The 16,941-nt window shown below is 56.6% G+C and carries 18 protein-coding genes; 9 read left to right on the top strand and 9 right to left on the bottom strand.

Translation table 11 applies throughout. The features are described 5' to 3' along the window. The first annotated feature begins 25 nt into the window (after positions 1 to 25). Complete coding sequence (gene cysE, locus CKF42_RS08440) at positions 26 to 847, top strand: serine O-acetyltransferase (RefSeq protein WP_009088067.1); 822 nt, start codon at positions 26 to 28, stop codon at positions 845 to 847. Here cysE and trmL read toward each other — a convergent pair. The 3 genes from trmL to cpxR are packed head-to-tail and all read right to left on the bottom strand — an operon-like array spanning position 844 to position 3,428. Then, complete coding sequence (trmL, locus tag CKF42_RS08435; RefSeq protein WP_009088065.1) at positions 844 to 1,317, bottom strand: tRNA (uridine(34)/cytosine(34)/5-carboxymethylaminomethyluridine(34)-2'-O)-methyltransferase TrmL; 474 nt, start codon at positions 1,315 to 1,317, stop codon at positions 844 to 846. The two genes, cysE and trmL, sit on opposite strands and share 4 nt — an antisense overlap. A gap of 36 nt (positions 1,318 to 1,353) precedes the next feature. Beyond that, positions 1,354 to 2,733 carry an envelope stress sensor histidine kinase CpxA gene (gene cpxA, locus CKF42_RS08430; RefSeq protein ID WP_009088064.1) on the bottom strand — a complete coding sequence of 460 codons (1,380 nt, stop codon included), beginning with the start codon at positions 2,731 to 2,733 and terminating at the stop codon, positions 1,354 to 1,356. Beyond that, the gene (gene cpxR, locus CKF42_RS08425) at positions 2,730 to 3,428 is read right to left on the bottom strand and encodes an envelope stress response regulator transcription factor CpxR (RefSeq protein ID WP_009088062.1); all 699 of its coding nucleotides are present in this window, start codon (positions 3,426 to 3,428) and stop codon (positions 2,730 to 2,732) included. The genes cpxA and cpxR overlap by 4 nt, the downstream gene beginning before the upstream one ends. A gap of 148 nt (positions 3,429 to 3,576) precedes the next feature. Between cpxR and cpxP the strand changes: the two genes are divergently transcribed. From cpxP to CKF42_RS08395, 6 genes are all read left to right on the top strand, one after another. Continuing rightward, entirely contained in the window at positions 3,577 to 4,086 is a 510-nt protein-coding gene (cpxP, locus tag CKF42_RS08420; protein ID WP_046100843.1) for a cell-envelope stress modulator CpxP, read from the top strand. Between the two features lie 455 nt (positions 4,087 to 4,541). After that, entirely contained in the window at positions 4,542 to 4,697 is a 156-nt protein-coding gene (locus CKF42_RS08415; protein WP_003851267.1) for a general stress protein, read from the top strand. Between the two features lie 233 nt (positions 4,698 to 4,930). Continuing rightward, on the top strand, positions 4,931 to 5,833 hold the full coding sequence (gene fieF / locus CKF42_RS08410) for a CDF family cation-efflux transporter FieF (protein ID WP_009088059.1): 903 nt from the start codon (positions 4,931 to 4,933) through the stop codon (positions 5,831 to 5,833). Positions 5,834 to 6,038: 205 nt separating this feature from the next. Further along, positions 6,039 to 7,001 (top strand): 6-phosphofructokinase, encoded by a 963-nt coding sequence (pfkA, locus tag CKF42_RS08405; protein ID WP_009088057.1) that lies wholly within the window; start codon positions 6,039 to 6,041, stop codon positions 6,999 to 7,001. 144 nt (positions 7,002 to 7,145) lie between these two features. Then, positions 7,146 to 8,135, top strand: a complete 990-nt coding sequence (locus CKF42_RS08400) for a sulfate ABC transporter substrate-binding protein (protein ID WP_009088055.1) — start codon at positions 7,146 to 7,148, stop codon at positions 8,133 to 8,135. A gap of 150 nt (positions 8,136 to 8,285) precedes the next feature. Next, positions 8,286 to 9,059: a CDP-diacylglycerol diphosphatase gene (locus CKF42_RS08395; RefSeq protein WP_111207967.1), complete on the top strand. Its 774-nt coding sequence runs from the start codon at positions 8,286 to 8,288 to the stop codon at positions 9,057 to 9,059. A gap of 26 nt (positions 9,060 to 9,085) precedes the next feature. On the opposite strand, the gene tpiA is transcribed toward CKF42_RS08395, so the two are convergent. Further along, positions 9,086 to 9,853: a triose-phosphate isomerase gene (gene tpiA, locus CKF42_RS08390; protein WP_009088051.1), complete on the bottom strand. Its 768-nt coding sequence runs from the start codon at positions 9,851 to 9,853 to the stop codon at positions 9,086 to 9,088. A gap of 120 nt (positions 9,854 to 9,973) precedes the next feature. Further along, the gene (locus CKF42_RS08385) at positions 9,974 to 10,564 is read right to left on the bottom strand and encodes a DUF1454 family protein (RefSeq protein ID WP_009088047.1); all 591 of its coding nucleotides are present in this window, start codon (positions 10,562 to 10,564) and stop codon (positions 9,974 to 9,976) included. Between the two features lie 96 nt (positions 10,565 to 10,660). Here CKF42_RS08385 and CKF42_RS08380 point away from each other — a divergent pair, with 96 nt between their 5' ends. After that, positions 10,661 to 11,095 (top strand): DUF805 domain-containing protein, encoded by a 435-nt coding sequence (locus tag CKF42_RS08380; protein ID WP_111207966.1) that lies wholly within the window; start codon positions 10,661 to 10,663, stop codon positions 11,093 to 11,095. Here CKF42_RS08380 and fpr read toward each other — a convergent pair. Then, positions 11,086 to 11,832, bottom strand: coding sequence for a ferredoxin--NADP(+) reductase (gene fpr / locus CKF42_RS08375; protein WP_111207965.1), 747 nt, complete (start codon positions 11,830 to 11,832; stop codon positions 11,086 to 11,088). The two genes, CKF42_RS08380 and fpr, sit on opposite strands and share 10 nt — an antisense overlap. 273 nt (positions 11,833 to 12,105) lie before the next feature. Here fpr and emrD point away from each other — a divergent pair, with 273 nt between their 5' ends. Next, positions 12,106 to 13,299, top strand: coding sequence for a multidrug efflux MFS transporter EmrD (gene emrD / locus CKF42_RS08370; RefSeq protein WP_084690423.1), 1,194 nt, complete (start codon positions 12,106 to 12,108; stop codon positions 13,297 to 13,299). Here emrD and glpX read toward each other — a convergent pair. The 3 genes from glpX to CKF42_RS08355 all read right to left on the bottom strand — a co-directional run bounded on the left by glpX (position 13,289) and on the right by CKF42_RS08355 (position 16,792). Next, positions 13,289 to 14,299: a class II fructose-bisphosphatase gene (glpX, locus tag CKF42_RS08365; RefSeq protein WP_111207964.1), complete on the bottom strand. Its 1,011-nt coding sequence runs from the start codon at positions 14,297 to 14,299 to the stop codon at positions 13,289 to 13,291. The two genes, emrD and glpX, sit on opposite strands and share 11 nt — an antisense overlap. Before the next feature lie 96 nt (positions 14,300 to 14,395). Beyond that, on the bottom strand, positions 14,396 to 15,907 hold the full coding sequence (gene glpK, locus CKF42_RS08360) for a glycerol kinase GlpK (protein WP_009088036.1): 1,512 nt from the start codon (positions 15,905 to 15,907) through the stop codon (positions 14,396 to 14,398). Between the two features lie 30 nt (positions 15,908 to 15,937). Then, complete coding sequence (locus tag CKF42_RS08355) at positions 15,938 to 16,792, bottom strand: MIP/aquaporin family protein (RefSeq protein WP_009088034.1); 855 nt, start codon at positions 16,790 to 16,792, stop codon at positions 15,938 to 15,940. Positions 16,793 to 16,941 lie beyond the last annotated feature (149 nt).

Genomic DNA, 16,941 nt, shown 5'->3' with positions numbered 1-16,941 from the left:
CTTTTTTTATCGGGAGAAAGCAGCAATGTCGTCTGATGAGTTAGAACTGGTCTGGAATAATATCAAAGCAGAAGCGCGAGCCCTGGCTGATTGTGAGCCGATGCTGGCCAGCTTCTTTCACGCGACATTGCTTAAGCATGAAAATCTCGGTAGCGCACTGAGTTATATGCTGGCTAACAAGCTGGCAAATCCGATTATGCCCGCCATCGCCATCCGTGAAATCGTTGAAGAAGCCTACCGTGAAGATCCGTCGATGATACTGTCAGCGGCTTACGATATTCAGGCGGTGCGTCAGCGCGACCCGGCAGTCGATAAATACTCCACCCCGCTGCTCTACCTTAAAGGGTTTCACGCCCTGCAGGCGTACCGCATCGGCCACTGGCTGTGGAATGAGGGCCGTCGTGCGCTGGCGGTTTATCTGCAGAATGAAATCTCCGTCTCGTTTGCAGTCGACATCCACCCTGCTGCCAGCATCGGTCACGGTATCATGCTCGACCACGCCACAGGCATCGTGATCGGTGAAACCGCCGTAGTAGAGAACGATGTCTCTATCCTGCAGTCGGTGACGCTGGGCGGTACCGGTAAAACCAGCGGCGACCGTCATCCTAAAATCCGTGAAGGGGTCATGATTGGAGCCGGTGCGAAAGTGCTCGGCAACATTGAAGTGGGCCGGGGGGCGAAAATCGGTGCCGGTTCTGTGGTGTTGCAGCCTGTGCCGCCGCACACCACGGCAGCAGGCGTACCCGCCCGTATCGTCGGCAAGCCAGGCAGCGATAAGCCATCAATGGATATGGATCAGCACTTCAACGGCAGCCTGGCGGGTTTTCAGTTCGGCGACGGTATCTAGTCTTTAATCAGCGCGCCGGCATAATCCAGCTGGCGCCACGCTTCATACACCACCACCGAAACGGCGTTCGACAGGTTCATGCTGCGGCTTTCTGCCCGCATCGGGATGCGGATTTTCTGCTGCGCCGGTAACGCCGCCAGGATCTCAGCCGGCAGTCCACGGCTCTCCGGTCCGAACAGCAGATAATCGCCCGCCTGATACGTCACAGCACTGTGTGCAGGTGTCCCTTTGGTCGTCAGCGCAAACAGACGCTCTGGTGCCTCTGAGGCGAGAAACGCCGCATAATCCGCATGGAATCTGATGGCCGTAAATTCATGGTAATCCAGCCCGGCGCGACGTAAGCGCTTGTCATCCCAGGCGAAGCCAAGCGGCTGGATCAGGTGAAGCTGAAAGCCACTGTTGGCGCACAGGCGGATGATATTGCCGGTATTCGGCGGAATTTCTGGTTCAAACAAGACAATGTTAAGCATTAAGGCCCCCGATGACAGGGGCCGAAGCATAACAAATTATTGCCGACCGGAGGAGTAGAGCGGTAACCAGAGAGTCAGTCTCAGACCGCCCAGTGGGCTGTCATCGGCTTTCACCCAGCCGCGATGCTGCTGTACGGCCGTGTCGACAATGGCCAGACCCAGCCCGGTGCCGCCGGATTCGCGATCGCGCGCTTCATCGGTCCGGTAGAAGGGACGGAAAATCTGTTCCCGATCTTCCGGGCTTACACCAGGACCATCATCATCGACGTGAACCGTGATACCGGAAATATCGACGGAGAAGCTGACGCTGATGTGGGTGTGTGAATAGCGCAGCGCATTGCGCACGATATTTTCGAGCGCACTCTCCAGAGCGTGCGGATTGCCATAGAGTGGCCACGGGCCCGGAGGATAGGGGATATCCATCTTCTTGCCCATCTGCTCAGCTTCGAAACGGGCATCTTCCAGCACCCCATTCCACAACTGATTGGCCTTCATCGCTTCGCTGACCAGCGCATTCTTGTGCTGTGTACGCGAGAGCACCAGCAGATCGTTGATCATGCCATCAAGGCGTTGCGCCTCCATCTCAATGCGTCCCAGCTCTTTACTTTCACCCTGGCGACGACGCAGCAGCGCGGTTGCCAGTTGCAGGCGGGTCAGCGGGGTACGAAGTTCATGACTGATGTCCGATAGCAGGCGCTGCTGACCGGTCATCATCCGCTCCAGCGCACTCACCATCTGGTTGAAGCTCGATCCGGCGGCCAGAAACTCCTGCGGGCCTGACTCCAGTTCCGGGTGCTGGCGCAGGTTTCCGCTCGCCACCTCATCGGCGGCATATTTCAGCTTACGCGCCGGGCGCGCCAGGCTCCAGGCCAGCCACAGCAGCAGCGGGGAGCTGATCAGCATCGTCACGATAAGCAGCAGTAACGGGCGGTCAAACAGCAGATTGACAAAATCGAGCTGGGAGCTGTTGGCGGGACGGATCATGTAAAGCTGGTAGTTGTCTTCGCCATCCTGCACGGAGAAAGGCCCGACCAGCTCCACCCGACCATATTTCTTTTTCTGCGGATGATCGGCATTGTCAGACTGGCCGATAAAGTTACGGATCACCTGCATTTCGTTATGTTGCGCGCCGATCACACGACCTTCGCTGGTGACTAACAGCAGTCGCTGACCCGGCGGTGCCCATTTTTCGACGGCACGAAACAGACGACGCCACCACATCAGATCGTTAGGGGGATCCTGTGACAGCTCGGCTTCGACGTGCTGCTCAATCATGATGCCCTGCCGCTGTTCACTTTCCAGCAGCGAGGTCATCTGACGTGAATCGAGTTTGGGCACCATGAGCACCAGCATCAGCACCAGCGCCAGGGTTAACCAGAAGATAGCGAAGATGCGGGTGGTCAGACTGCCAATCATGATGCCGAAACCATCAGATAGCCGCGGCCGCGTAACGTTTTAAACCAGGGATGACCATCACGGCGCTCAGGCAGCTTGCGACGCAGATTGGAGATATGCATATCAATGGCGCGGTCAAACGGCGTCAGACGCTTGCCCAGCACTTCCTGACTCAGGTGTTCGCGTGAGACCACCTGGCCCAGATGCTGCGCCAGCAGATAGAGCAGGGTAAATTCCGTGCCGGTCAGATCCAGCGTCACATCATCAAAGCTGGCCTCCTGACGACCGGGATTGAGACGCAGGCAGTCCACTTCCAGCGTCGGTGAGCTGTTATCGTGTTGCTGTTGCTGTTCACTCCAGTTCGAACGCCGCAGAATCGCGCGGATACGGGCCACCAGTTCACGATCGTTAAACGGCTTAGGCAGATAGTCATCTGCACCCAGTTCGAGGCCCAGCACGCGATCCAGCTCGCTGCCGCGCGCGGTCAGCATGATGACGGGAGTCTGATGTTGCTGTCGCAGTTCTTTCAGGGTGTCGATACCGTTTTTCTTCGGCATCATGACATCCAGTAAAAGCAGATCAATAGAGTTGTCGAGCAGGTTCAGCGCTTGTTCACCATCGCTGGCCACTACCACTTCAAACCCTTCCATTTCTAACAGTTCTTTCAAAAGCGAAGTTAATTCGCGGTCGTCATCTACCAACAGGATTTTATTCATTTTTGTAGCCCTCCGCAGGCAAAATACCGTGTTCCTGGCGCACCTATCCATCGCTTTACGTAGTTTTACACCCCCTGACGGATGTTTGCAGCTGTCGCCGTACACTGGCTCTCGTTGAATCGCAAAACGGAACGAACTGGAGTACACGATGCGCAAATTAACCGCCGTCGTCCTTGCCTCAGCGATGACCCTGAGTATCGCCAGTGCAGGTGCTAAAGATGCGACGACGATTGACGAGATGCATCATGGCGGATTTCCGACAGGCAGTATGACGCAAAATCCGCAAAGCCACATGTTCGATGGCATTGAGCTGACTGAAGAGCAACGTCAGCAGATGCGTGACCTGATGCAACAGGCCCGACATGATCGCCCGGTGGTTCATATTGACGATATCGCAGCACTTCATGAGTTAGTGACTGCAGACCAGTTTAACGAAGCGGCCATCCGCAACAGAGCGGAAATTATCGCCAGAGTTCAGGTTGAACAGCAGGTTGAGATGGCACGCGTACAGAATCAGATGTTTCAGCTGTTAACGCCGGCCCAGCAGGCCACGTTACAGAAGAACTACCAGCGGCGGCTGAACGAGCTGCGCCAGTTTTCGAATTTGCAGTCGGCCTCATCGCTGCAGGCAGTGAGTAGTACCAGCAGTAACCAGTAACATAGTATCCCTGTTTTCCTTGCCATAGACACATCCCTGTCTTCCCCCGCCATGATGGCGGGGGTTTTTTTTATCTTTTTTTCACTTTTTCTGTTTTGACCCGAATCATCACCGCACAACAAAACCCCGGTTTTGTTAGCGCCTGTTGGCCCTTTACCGGCTTTTAGTTGCTGAAAGATGAACTGACCGGGGTTCTGATTGCGTTTAAGCGCACTGGCAGGGCAAAACAGGGAAAAAATATTTTAACCCGTTGAAAAGAGTATATTTATTCGTCTGGTCGGAAAAATAAATACTATTTTTCAGTAAGATAGGGATTTTACCGTTGCGCTTGCTAGCGCCCTGGCTTTATCTACACTTAATCCTGTCACTGCAGGGAAGTGAAGTGATTTCGCGAAGTCTCAGGGAGCAACAACCACATTATGTAATCCCGAATGAATCTATTAACGGAGTAAATTATGGCAGAGCATCGTGGTGGTTCAGGTAATTTCGCAGATAATCCGCAAAAGGCCTCTGAAGCCGGTAAAAAAGGCGGCCAGAACAGCGGCGGCGGAAACTTTAAAAACGATCGTGAAAAAGCATCAGAAGCCGGTAAGAAAGGCGGCAAAAAGTAACAGCTGCAACGTTTCCTGAACAGACCTGAAACTCAGGGTCTGGCACTGATGTGTATGACACGCTGCCCCGTCCTTTTCTAAGGCCGGGGCTTGTTTTTATCGGTTGCCCCCGCTGTAAAGAACCTCTCTCCGTTGCGCCTCCTGCTAAGCATTGCCCGCCTCAGGGTGTTAAACTTCAGCCTTTCTTCCATCTGAATACGCCTCATCTGATAATGGGGTGCAGGGGATCCGGCATGCAACCCTCTTATGGCCGACTGGTAAAGCGTGCTGCGCTGGCCGCTACCCTTCTCGCGTCGGTGCTGTTGATCGTGAAAATCTTTGCCTGGTGGTACACCGGTTCGGTGAGTCTGCTCGCTTCGCTGGTGGACTCGCTGGTCGATATTGCCGCGTCACTCACGAATCTGCTGGTGGTGCGTTATGCGCTGCAGCCCGCCGATGAAGACCATACGTTCGGGCATGGTAAAGCGGAATCGCTGGCGGCACTGGCTCAGAGCATGTTTATTTCAGGCTCGGCGCTGTTTCTGTTCCTGACCGGCCTGCAACATCTGGCGTCGCCGGATGTTCTGCGGGCTCCCGGTGTCGGGATTGTGGTGACGGTTGTCGCGCTGAGTTCAACCCTGTTACTGGTGGCCTTTCAGCGCTGGGTGGTGCGGAAAACCCGCAGTCAGGCCATTCGGGCTGACATGCTGCACTATCAGTCCGATGTCATTATGAATGGCGCGATTCTGATCGCGCTGGTGCTGAGCAGCTATGGTTTTGCAAGAGCAGATGCCCTGTTCGCGCTGGGAATCGGCATTTTTATTCTCTACAGCGCGTTGCGTATGGGCTACGACGCAGTGCAGTCCCTGCTGGATCGCGCCTTGCCGGAAGAGGAGCGTCAGCAGATTCTGACGCTGGCAACGAACTGGCCCCAGGTGCAGGGGGTACACGATCTGCGTACCCGCCAGTCCGGCCCGACAAAATTTATTCAGCTGCATCTGGAGCTGGAAGACCAACTGCCCCTGGTGCAGGCGCACCGTGTGGCCGATCAGGTTGAGAGGGCGTTACGCGACGCATTTCCCGGGTCAGACGTAATTATCCATCAGGACCCCTGTTCTGTGGTACCGTTCGAGAAGGAGGATTCTCCAGGTTTTTAACCTAAACGAATCAATTTGATACGTAAGGGACGACGTAACGCTAACATTGCTGCAAAAAATAGTGAAAAGTTGTCTGACCTGAATCAATTCAGCAGCAAGCCTTTGATATACTATCTGCCATCACATGTCGCGCTGGCCTTTAATGATGTTCAGCAGCGATCGACAGGCAGGATTAACCCTTCGTTTTAAAAATCCAGAGGTTGTCATGATCAAAAAAATTGGTGTATTAACCAGCGGCGGTGACGCCCCAGGCATGAACGCAGCTATTCGTGGAGTCGTGCGTTCCGCGCTGAGTGAAGGACTGGAAGTTTTTGGGATCTATGATGGCTATCTGGGATTGTACGAAGACCGCATGATCAATCTCGATCGCTACAGCGTCTCCGACATGATCAACCGCGGCGGCACCTTCCTGGGCTCTGCGCGCTTTCCTGAATTCCGTAATGAAGATATTCGCCAGGTGGCCATTGAGAACATGAAAAAGCGCGGCATTGACGCGCTGGTGGTGATCGGCGGCGATGGCTCCTACATGGGGGCGAAACGTCTGACCGAAATGGGCTTCCCCTGCATCGGCTTACCGGGCACCATCGACAACGACGTTGCCGGAACGGATTACACCATCGGTTACTTTACGGCGCTGGAAACCGTGGTGGAGGCCATTGACCGCCTGCGTGATACCTCTTCGTCGCATCAGCGTATCTCCATCGTTGAAGTGATGGGCCGCTACTGCGGCGACCTGACGCTGGCGGCGGCCATTGCGGGTGGCTGTGAGTTCATCGTGCTGCCGGAATTCCCTTATACCCGTGAAGAGCTGGTCGCGGAAATCAAAGCGGGCATCGCCAAAGGGAAAAAGCACGCTATCGTGGCGATTACCGAACATATCTGCGATATCGACGATCTGGCGCGCTTTATCGAAACAGAAACCAAACGCGAAACCCGTTCCACCGTGCTGGGCCATATTCAGCGTGGTGGCGCGCCCTGTGCCTATGACCGTATTCTGGCGTCACGCATGGGCGCTTACTCCATTGAGCTGCTGATGCAGGGCTACGGCGGTCGTTGTGTTGGTATTCAGAATGAGAAGATGGTGCATCACGACATCATCGACGCGATTGAAAACATGAAGCGTCCATTTAAGCGCGACTGGCTCGACACCGCGAAAAAACTCTACTGATCCCTCTGCAGGGGTGTACGTTACCGCACGCCCCTGCATCGCCAGTCTATATTCCCCACAGTTATAACCACTTATTTTTAATTCTTTAAGCTCTGTATTGGTTTATGTCACGCTACGCCCATAACGACATTGGGAGAGTGCGTAATGAACAAGTGGAGTATCGGCGTTACCCTGTTGCTGGCCTCAACCAGCGTTCTGGCAAAAGACATTCAGCTGCTTAACGTGTCCTACGATCCAACGCGTGAGCTGTACGAACAGTACAACAAAGCGTTCAGTGCGCACTACAAACAGGAAACCGGCGATAACGTCGTGGTGCGTCAGTCCCATGGCGGCTCCGGCAAGCAGGCAACCTCCGTAATTAACGGCATCCGGGCAGATGTGGTGACGCTGGCGCTGCAATCCGATGTCGATGCCATTGCAGAACGCGGGCGTATTGATAAAAACTGGCTTCAGCGTCTGCCGGATAACTCCGCTCCTTACACCTCGACCATTGTCTTCCTGGTACGCAAAGGCAATCCCAAAGGCATTCATGACTGGAGCGACCTGATCAAACCAGGTGTCTCTGTCATCACCCCTAACCCGAAAACCTCCGGCGGGGCACGCTGGAACTATCTGGCGGCCTGGGGCTGGGCGCTGGATCACAACAATGGCGATCAGGCTAAAGCGCTGGCTTACGTCAGAGCGCTGTTTAAAAACGTTGAGGTGCAGGACTCCGGTGCGCGTGGCGCGACCAACACCTTCGTTGAGCGCGGCATTGGTGACGTCCTTATCGCCTGGGAAAACGAAGCCTATCTGGCGGTGAACAAGCTGGGCAAAGATAAGTTCGAGATTGTTACCCCAAGCGAATCCATTCTGGCTGAACCAACCGTGTCGGTAGTCGATAAGGTGGTGGACGAAAAGGGTACGCGTAAGGTTGCGGACGCCTATCTGAAATACCTTTACTCGCCGGAAGGCCAGACGATTGCCGCGCAGAACTACTACCGTCCGCGTGATGCTGAGATTGCGAAGAAATTTTCCAGCACCTTTGCGCCTGTGAAACTGTTCACTATTCAGGACAAGTTTGGTGGCTGGACACAGGCTCAGAAAGCCCACTTCGCCGATGGCGGCAGCTATGACCAGGTCATGAAACCGTAAGGCATGGCGGTCAGCGCATCTCTGCGCTGACCGCTTACGCGACACCTCTCTCTTCTCCACCCCTGCTGCGCTATCAGCCAGAATTCCCCGTGACATTCTTTTCCCGCCAGGCGAGGATGCAGGCTGCGAAGCCATTCAGGAAGCGTTGTTATGCCGATACACCGTAATGCAGCCCGCGGGATGGCGATCCTGCTGGTGCTGGTCATTGCGGGGATGCTGGCGGCCGCACTGCATTTTAAAAAGAACAGTGATGCGCTGTGGCAGATCGTCAGCGAGAAATGTGTGCCCCACCAGCAGAGCAGTGGCAACCCTGCGCCCTGTCAGCGTGTCGATCGGCCACATCGTTATGCCATGCTGAAAGATATCCATGGGCCATTGCAGTTTCTGCTGATTCCGCTCGACAGGATCACGGGCATAGAAAGCCCGCGCTTACTTCAGCCCGCCACACCCAACTATTTTGCCTTTGCCTGGCATGAACGCTATCTGCTCGCGCAGCGGCATGGCTCGCCGATTGACGACCGGGTTCTGTCGCTGGCGATTAATTCAGAGTATGGCCGCACCCAGAACCAGTTTCATATTCATCTCTCCTGCCTGCGCCCCGATGTGCGTCGGCAACTCGATACGCTGACGCCGCAGCTTAACGACCAGTGGCAGCGCAGCACGCTGCGTCAGCATCACTACTGGCTGCGTGCCCTGACGCCAGCCGAACTGGCGCAGCAGAGTCCCTTTATCCGTCTGGCCAGTGAGCGGCCACAGGCGCGCACAGAGATGGGGAAATATGGACTGGCGCTGGCGCAGTTAAGCGACGGGCGACTGGTGCTGATGGCGGTAGAGCGAAACTGGCTGCTGCTGAATAGCGGGTCGGCGGAGGAGGTGCAGGATCATAGCTGCCAGCTGATTGCGCCCATAAAAAAGGCGGCTTAAGCCGCCTTTAATCTGTGCATCAACGCTTAGGCGCTTTTTGCCGCCGCCGCCGCTTTCACGATGACCGCAAACGCATCAGCTTTCAGTGACGCACCGCCAACCAGCGCACCATCGATGTCAGGCTGGGTGAACAGCTCTGCCGCATTTTTGTCGTTAACGGAGCCGCCGTACTGAATGATGACCTGCTCCGCGACTGCCGCATCTTTCTTCGCGATGTGGTCACGGATGAATTTGTGCACGGCCTGAGCCTGCGCAGGGGTCGCCGATTTACCGGTACCGATAGCCCAGACGGGCTCATAGGCGATGACCGCACCGTTGAACGCTTCAGCGCCCTGGGTTTCCAGCACGGCATCCAGCTGACGAGCGCAGACTTCTTCGGTTTTACCCGCTTCGTTTTCTGCTTCGGTTTCACCGATGCAGAGCACGGGAACCAGACCCACTGACTTCAGCACCGCGAATTTCTTCGCGATAAACTCGTCGCTCTCTTTGTGGTAAGTACGACGTTCTGAGTGGCCGATAATGATATATTTCGCGCCGATATCTTTCAGCATCTCTGCGGAAACTTCACCGGTGAAGGCACCAGACAGGTTAACGTCTGCGTTCTGTGCACCCAGTGCAATGTGACTACCGGAGAGGGCGTGTTTTGCCTGCTCGAGATAGAGTGCCGGCGGTGCAATGGCAACGCCACAACCGTCAACGCCAGACAGTTCCTTGCGCAGACCGGCGATCAGTTCAGCTGTGATCTGCTTGCTGCCATTCAACTTCCAGTTACCCATAACCAGTGGATGTCGCATTCTATCCTCCGCATAACGCGATACATGAAAAATCGCTGCCAGCCGGCAGCGTTGTCTGCCAGACAGTATAGAGATCAAATGTTGCGATGGCTTTGCTTTTCGTCATTTTCGGCCACATCGTCAGGGGCTGGCGAGCGCCAGTTTGACCGGCTCAATCGCAAAGGTCAGCCCCTTGTCACCGCTGTCAGAGACGACAAATCGCAGCGCGCCGTCGACCTGCGCATAGTAGGGTGAATCCTTGCCAGCATTCAGCAACGCCTCCAGCTTTTTACGCCCCTCTTCGGCACTTAATCCCGGCACAAAGAAGCGCAGCAGGGCGGTCATGTAGGCCAGCGCCTTTTGCTGCGAGGCGCTCTGATCCGGGCCAGGTAACGGCAGCCAGGTAATCTGCAACGTTTTGATTTTGCCGGTGCCGGGTTCCAGCGCCGTAGAGGCGTAGAGCGTCTCATTGATTTTGCTGGCAGCCCGCGTCAGGTTGCTTTTGTCACCGCGATTATCAATAGCGCGATACTCCGGCAGGATGAGCGCGGCATTGGCCAGATTATACTTTTCGCGAAACTGGCCGATAGTCATATCAAAGGTGGGCGCACCCGCCAGCAGATAGGGGGCGGGAGGCAACGCATCGGTCCGCTCCTGCGGTGGCGGATCGGCGGCAAAGACCGGAACCGTCAGCGCAAACGATAACAGCAGTGCGCCAGGCAAATTCTTCATTTTGTCGATCCTGTCCCGTAAACTCAGGCGCAAATTAAAACGGTTTTTATCCGCGAGGTCAAAAGCGCGGCAGCTCTCTTTTCCGGATGATAAAGCATGACGTTACAACAATGGTGTTTTTCCTGGCGCGGCCGGCTGGGACGACGTGATTTCTGGATCTGGCAGGTGGTCTGGCTGCTGACAACGACACTGCTCTTCGTGCTGGCGGCTAACGACTGGCTCGATACCCAGATGGCGGCCTTTGGCGTGGTCTGCCTGCTGTGGCCTGCCAGCGCGGTGATCGTCAAACGGCTGCACGATCGCGATCGTCCCGGCTACTGGGGGTTGCTGGTGATCGTGGCCTGGCTGCTGGTGGTGGGGAACTGGAGCATGCTGGCGGGCATCCTGCCCTGGCTGCTGGGACGCGCCATTCCCTTTGTCTTACTGGCGGGTCTGCTGCTCGACCTCGGCGTTTTTCGCGGCTCCCCCGGCGCTAACCGGTTTGGCCCGGCGACCCAGCCGGTGCGATACCGCTCAACGGCTCACCAGTAATGTTCGCTGGTGATATGTCCCGGTTTACGCTTAAGGTGTTTGCGCATCTCACGTGTCTCTTTCAGGAGTTGCTGAGTATCACGCACCATCTGCGGGTTACCGCACAGCATCACATGGCTGCTCTCTGCATCCAGTGTCAGACCGGTGGCCCGCTCCAGCTCGCCATTCTCAATCAGCGCAGGCACCCGGCCAGTCAGCGAACCGGCAATCTCTTCGCGACTTACCACCGTCTGAATCTGTAGCTGACCCTGATAACGCTGCTGCAGCTGCTGCATCAGCGGTAAAAAACTCAGGTCGGCCGCATAACGCGCGGCATGCACCAGCACGATATTTTCAAAGCGTTCCAGCCCTTCGCCCTGCTGCAGCATCGACAGGTAAGGACCAATAGCGGTGCCGGTCGCCAGCATCCACAGCGTCCTGCAGGGCGGAACCTCATCCAGCACAAAGAAGCCCGCGGCTTCTTTGGTGACCATCACCTGATCGCCTGACTGAAGGGCCTGCAGATGTGGGCTGAGCTTGCCCTCTGGCACCGTGACCAGATAGAACTCCAGCAGATCATCTTTCGGCGCGTTGACGTAGGAGTAAGCGCGCTGCACGCGTTCCCCCTCAATTTCCAGCGCCAGTTTGGCAAATTGCCCGGCGATAAAGGGATCGACCGGTGCCGTCACCCGCAGACTGAACAGCGCATCCGTCCAGTTTTTGACTTCCTTAACTTCAGCATTGACCCACTCAGCCATACTCACTCCCTGGTTGTTGATGATTCAGGCAGGTCACTATTTTCGCGGCTGCCCGGCGTTATTGCCAGCCTGCGCCCTCGCAAAGGCTCGAATCGACAAACTGTTGCATTCCCTTTACAGGCTGGTGCATAAACTTGACAGGCGCAAGCCAGGACCTTTTCGTCTGCCTCTCGCTTTGTCACCTAATCCTGATATTTTGCCCGCCATAATAAGACGTTCGGCGGGTGAACCGCTGTTTTAACCTCCTTTCACAGAAAGATATTTTGTATAACCATGATGACGAAACTGGAAAATCGCCCGCTGCTGGTGATGCTCATTGTGCTGGTGGCCGTGGGTCAGATGGCGCAGACCATTTATGTTCCGGCCATGGCGGTAATGGCCGATGCGCTGAACGTGCGGGATGGCGCGCTGCAGCGCGTGATGGCGGCCTATCTGATGACCTATGGCGGATCGCAACTGATCTACGGCCCGCTGTCGGACAGCGTAGGGCGGCGCCCGGTGATCCTGGCAGGCATGCTGATCTTTATGATCGGGGCAGTGACCGCGCTGATGGCGACCTCGCTGGATATGCTGGTGCTTGGCAGTGCCGTACAGGGGCTGGGAACCGGCGTGGCTGGCGTGATGGCCCGCACCATGCCGCGCGATCTCTATGAGGGCCACGCGCTGCGCCGTGCTAACAGCCTGCTGAATATGGGCATTCTGGTCAGCCCGCTGCTGGCACCGGTGATTGGCGCGCTGCTGACCCAGCTCTTTGGCTGGCATGCCTGCTTTGCCTTCCTGCTGCTGCTCTGCCTGACGGTCACCGGCGCGATGGCGCGCTGGCTGCCGGAAACCCGGCCGCAGAGTGCAGAAGTGACGCCCTTCTTTAAACGCTACGCCCGTCTGCTCAGCGACGCAAATTTCGTCCGCTACATCGTGCTGCTGATTGGCGCGCTCGCCGGAATTGCGGTATTTGAGTCGAGCTGCGGTGTATTACTGGGCGGCGTGCTGGGCCTGCACAGCCTGACAGTCAGTATCCTGTTTATTCTGCCGATTCCGGCGGCCTTCTTTGGCGCCTGGTTTGCCGGACGCGAGCAGGGCTCCTGGCATAGCCTGATGTGGTGGGGCGTGAACAGCTGCCTGCTGGCGGGCATTCTGATGTGGATCCCGGCGTGGTTCGGCGTGATGAATATCTGGACCCTGCTGGTGCCGGCCGCGCTCTTCTTTTTTGGTGCCGGTATGCTCTTTCCGCTGGCAACCTCTGGCGCTATGGAACCTTATGCCTGGCTGGCGGGTAGCGCGGGCGCGCTGATTGGCGGGCTGATGAACCTGGGCTCGGGTCTGGTCGCGTGGCTGTCAGCGATGATGCCGCAGCGCGACCAGTTCAGTCTGGGGATGCTGATGTTCTTCACGGCGCTGGTGATGCTGCTCTGCTGGTTGCCGCTCTCACGTCAGCCGGAGCGCGGCAACCAGGCGGTTACAGGATAAATGGATGAAGCGCCGGATCCTTGCGGTCAAGATAGTGAATCGACTGGATACGGCGGATGGTGCGTGATTTACCGCGAATCAGCAGGGTTTCGCTGGTGGCGATATTGCCCTGACGCGTAATGCCTTTCAGCAGCTCGCCACTGGTAATGCCGGTGGCGGCAAAGACCACGTTGTCGTTGCGCGCCATCTCACTCAGCGTCAGCTTTTTCCCCGCCTCAATCCCCATCTCTGCACAGCGCTGCAGCTCCTGCTCGCCGAGCAGACGGTTTTCCGCGCTGTCGCCCTTAACGTGATGACGCGCCAGCAGCCGGCCCTGCATATCGCCGTCCAGCGCCCGGATGACGGCCGCAGAAACTACGCCTTCCGGCGCACCACCGATGCCATACATCACATCCACTTCGCTGTCCGGCATGCAGGTCAGAATGGAGGCGGCCACGTCGCCATCCGGGAAGGTGAAGACCCGCACACCCAGCTGCTGCAGCTGACCAATCACCGCGTCATGCCGGGGTTTTGCCAGTATCGACACGGTTAACTGCGACAGCGGCTTGTTCATCGCGATAGCGATATTACGCAGGTTGGTTTCCAGCGGCAGGTCGAGATCGATTGCCCCGTGGGCGGCCGGTCCCACAATCAGCTTCTCCATGTACATATCGGGTGCGTGGAGAAAACTGCCCTTGTCGCCCACGGCCATGACGGCCAGCGCGTTAGCCTGACCCAGCGACGTCATGCGGGTGCCTTCAATCGGATCGACCGCAATATCGACCGCGTCGCCGCGACCGGTGCCGACTTTTTCACCGATATAGAGCATCGGGGCTTCGTCGATTTCGCCTTCGCCAATCACAATCTGGCCGTCGATCTCAATGGAGTTGAGGACGTGACGCATGGCATGAACAGCCGCGCCATCGGCCGCATTTTTGTCGCCGCGCCCTAACCAGTGATAGCCCGCCAGAGCGGCAGCTTCGGTTACGCGGGAAAATTCAATGGCAAGTTCTCGTTTCATGGTCTCTGCCTGACAAAAAACAGACAGGCAGTGTAGCACAGCGGGAGAGTGGGGCGGGGAAAAGGCCCGCGACACAGACGGTCGCGGGCCCCGGTATTACTCTTCTTCTTCCCACGCCTGCGCGCGGGCGACGGCTTTTTTCCAGCCGGCATAGCGGAAGTTACGTTCGGTGGTTTCCAGGCTTGGGCGGAACTCACGCTCAATCACCGATTTTGCACGGACTTCATCCAGATCCTGCCAGAAGCCGACGGCCAGACCCGCCAGATACGCTGAACCCAGCGCCGTGACTTCACGCACTTCCGGACGCTCAACACGGGTGCCGAGGATGTCAGACTGGAACTGCATCAGGAAGTTGTTGGCCACCGCGCCCCCATCCACACGCAGCGCCTGCAGACGGGTGTTCGCATCGTTCTGCATCGCTTCCAGAACGTCGCGGGTCTGATAAGCGATTGACTCCAGCGTGGCGCGGATGATGTGGTTAGCGTTCGCACCGCGCGTCAGACCGAAGATCGCGCCACGGGCATACGGGTCCCAGTAAGGTGCGCCCAGACCGGTGAATGCCGGCACCATGTAGACGCCGTTGGTATCTTTCACTTTCATCGCAAAGTATTCAGAGTCAGCCGCATCGCTGATCAGCTTCATCTCATCGCGCAGCCACTGAATCGAGGCACCCCCGATGAACACCGCCCCTTCCAGCGCATAGTTCACTTCACCACGCGGGCCACAGGCGATGGTGGTCAGCAGGCCATGCGTTGAGGTTACCGCTTCAGTACCGGTGTTCATCAGCATAAAGCAGCCGGTGCCGTAGGTATTTTTCGCCATGCCAGGCTGGACGCAGAGCTGGCCATAGAGCGCCGCCTGCTGGTCACCGGCAATACCGGCGATAGGAATACGCGTGCCGCCTTTACCGCCGATGTTGGTCTGACCATAGACTTCAGACGACGATTTCACTTCCGGCAGCATTTCACGCGGGATATCCAGGATATCCAGCAGGCGCTGATCCCACTCCAGCTTGTGAATGTTGAACATCATGGTACGGGAGGCGTTGGTGTAATCGGTGATATGCACGCGGCCCTGGGTCATTTTCCAGACCAGCCAGGTATCAACGGTGCCGAACAGCAGCTCGCCACGTTTCGCACGCTCACGCGCGCCTTCAACGTTATCGAGGATCCACTTCACTTTGGTGCCGGAGAAGTAGGGGTTAATCACCAGACCGGTGGTGTGCTGGATATACTCTTCCAGTCCCTCTTTCTTCAGTTTGTTACAGTAGTCGGCGGTGCGGGGATCCTGCCAGACGATGGCGTTATAGACCGGCTTACCGGTCTCTTTGTCCCAGACGATAGCGGTTTCACGCTGATTGGTGATACCGATAGCGGCAATTTCATCGGAGCGAATATCGGCGTGTGCCAGCACTTCAACCAGCGTGGAGCTTTGAGAGGCCCAGATATCCATCGGATCATGCTCAACCCAGCCCGCTTTCGGGTAGATCTGGGTAAATTCACGCTGCGAGACGGCGACGATGTTGGCGTCGTGATCGAGGATCACGGCGCGTGAACTGGTTGTGCCCTGATCGAGCGCGACAATGTATTTTTTATCTGTGGTAGTCATAAATTCAGTCCTGATGATAAAAGGTGAAACTTACGCTTTACGCTGCTGAGCGCGTGCAACCGGTTTGTCTGCAGGAACACTGGCAGGTTCCTTCGCGGTGCCTGGCAGATAGCGGCCAATCAGTGCGCGATAACCTACGGCACCCAGGCAGGCACCGACCAGCGGACCAAAAATCGGTACGAGGAAGTAAGGGATGTCACGACCGCCGGTGAAGGCAACGTTACCCCAGCCTGCCAGCCATGCGAAAATCTTCGGTCCGAAATCACGTGCCGGGTTCAGGGCAAAGCCGGTCAGCGGACCCATTGCGCCACCAATTACCGCGACCAGCAGGCCGATCAGCAGGGGTGCCAGTGGGCCGCGTGGGATGCCGTTACCGTCATCCGTCAGACCCATGATGACCGCCATCAGTACCGCCGTGATGACCATCTCAACCAGGAATGCCTGACCGACACCGATGTGCGGGTTAGGATAGGTTGAGAAGATGCCCGCCAGGTCGAGACTCTCAACCGTGCCGCGCACCATCTGATGGCTCTGCTCATAGTCAATAAAGAGGCTGTAGTAGAGGCCATAGACCAGCGCTGCGGCACAAAAGGCGCCGGCAACCTGTGAGATGATGTAAGGCAGAACTTTACGTCCTTCAAAATTAGCAAACAGGCAGAGCGCCACGGTAATGGCCGGGTTCAGGTGCGCACCCGAAATGCCTGCGGTGAGGTAGGCGGCCATGGAAACGCCCAGCCCCCAGATGATGCAGATTTCCCACTGACCGAATGCGGCACCGGCGAGTTTCAGTGCGGCCACACAGCCCGCGCCGAAGAAAATAATCAAGCCTGTCCCCAGAAATTCGGCAATACACTGACCTTTGAGCGTGTTAGTTGTCTGACTCATAATAGTGGTTCCTGAAGCGAGGTTAAATTTTATCAGTTTTTGTTCTCATTCCATGAGTCGCCCAGCTTTATTGTAGGGTTGGTGTGAATTTATCGTTAACGAACATAAACGAGAAATAGCGAAATCATTTTTTGTGTACTGTGTCATAA

Source organism: Pantoea sp. ARC270, from assembly GCF_003236725.1.
Taxonomy (GTDB): Bacteria; Pseudomonadota; Gammaproteobacteria; order Enterobacterales; family Enterobacteriaceae; genus Pantoea; species Pantoea anthophila.
The sequence above is the reverse complement of the archived record's forward strand: the minus strand, read 5'-3'. Positions and strand labels throughout refer to the sequence as shown.

Bases quoted from the DNA above. Each gene is read 5' to 3' on its own strand.
- pfkA (WP_009088057.1), top strand. From the start codon at position 6,039: ATGATCAAAAAAATTGGTGTATTAACCAGCGGCGGTGACGCCCCAGGC.
- CKF42_RS08385 (WP_009088047.1), bottom strand. From the start codon at position 10,564: ATGAAGAATTTGCCTGGCGCACTGCTGTTATCGTTTGCGCTGACGGTT.
- trmL (WP_009088065.1), bottom strand. From the start codon at position 1,317: ATGCTTAACATTGTCTTGTTTGAACCAGAAATTCCGCCGAATACCGGC.
- CKF42_RS08415 (WP_003851267.1), top strand. From the start codon at position 4,542: ATGGCAGAGCATCGTGGTGGTTCAGGTAATTTCGCAGATAATCCGCAA.
- tpiA (WP_009088051.1), bottom strand. From the start codon at position 9,853: ATGCGACATCCACTGGTTATGGGTAACTGGAAGTTGAATGGCAGCAAG.
- cpxA (WP_009088064.1), bottom strand. From the start codon at position 2,733: ATGATTGGCAGTCTGACCACCCGCATCTTCGCTATCTTCTGGTTAACC.
- emrD (WP_084690423.1), top strand. From the start codon at position 12,106: ATGATGACGAAACTGGAAAATCGCCCGCTGCTGGTGATGCTCATTGTG.
- glpK (WP_009088036.1), bottom strand. From the start codon at position 15,907: ATGACTACCACAGATAAAAAATACATTGTCGCGCTCGATCAGGGCACA.
- glpX (WP_111207964.1), bottom strand. From the start codon at position 14,299: ATGAAACGAGAACTTGCCATTGAATTTTCCCGCGTAACCGAAGCTGCC.
- cpxP (WP_046100843.1), top strand. From the start codon at position 3,577: ATGCGCAAATTAACCGCCGTCGTCCTTGCCTCAGCGATGACCCTGAGT.
- cpxR (WP_009088062.1), bottom strand. From the start codon at position 3,428: ATGAATAAAATCCTGTTGGTAGATGACGACCGCGAATTAACTTCGCTT.
- cysE (WP_009088067.1), top strand. From the start codon at position 26: ATGTCGTCTGATGAGTTAGAACTGGTCTGGAATAATATCAAAGCAGAA.
- CKF42_RS08395 (WP_111207967.1), top strand. From the start codon at position 8,286: ATGCCGATACACCGTAATGCAGCCCGCGGGATGGCGATCCTGCTGGTG.
- CKF42_RS08380 (WP_111207966.1), top strand. From the start codon at position 10,661: ATGACGTTACAACAATGGTGTTTTTCCTGGCGCGGCCGGCTGGGACGA.
- CKF42_RS08400 (WP_009088055.1), top strand. From the start codon at position 7,146: ATGAACAAGTGGAGTATCGGCGTTACCCTGTTGCTGGCCTCAACCAGC.
- CKF42_RS08355 (WP_009088034.1), bottom strand. From the start codon at position 16,792: ATGAGTCAGACAACTAACACGCTCAAAGGTCAGTGTATTGCCGAATTT.
- fieF (WP_009088059.1), top strand. From the start codon at position 4,931: ATGCAACCCTCTTATGGCCGACTGGTAAAGCGTGCTGCGCTGGCCGCT.
- fpr (WP_111207965.1), bottom strand. From the start codon at position 11,832: ATGGCTGAGTGGGTCAATGCTGAAGTTAAGGAAGTCAAAAACTGGACG.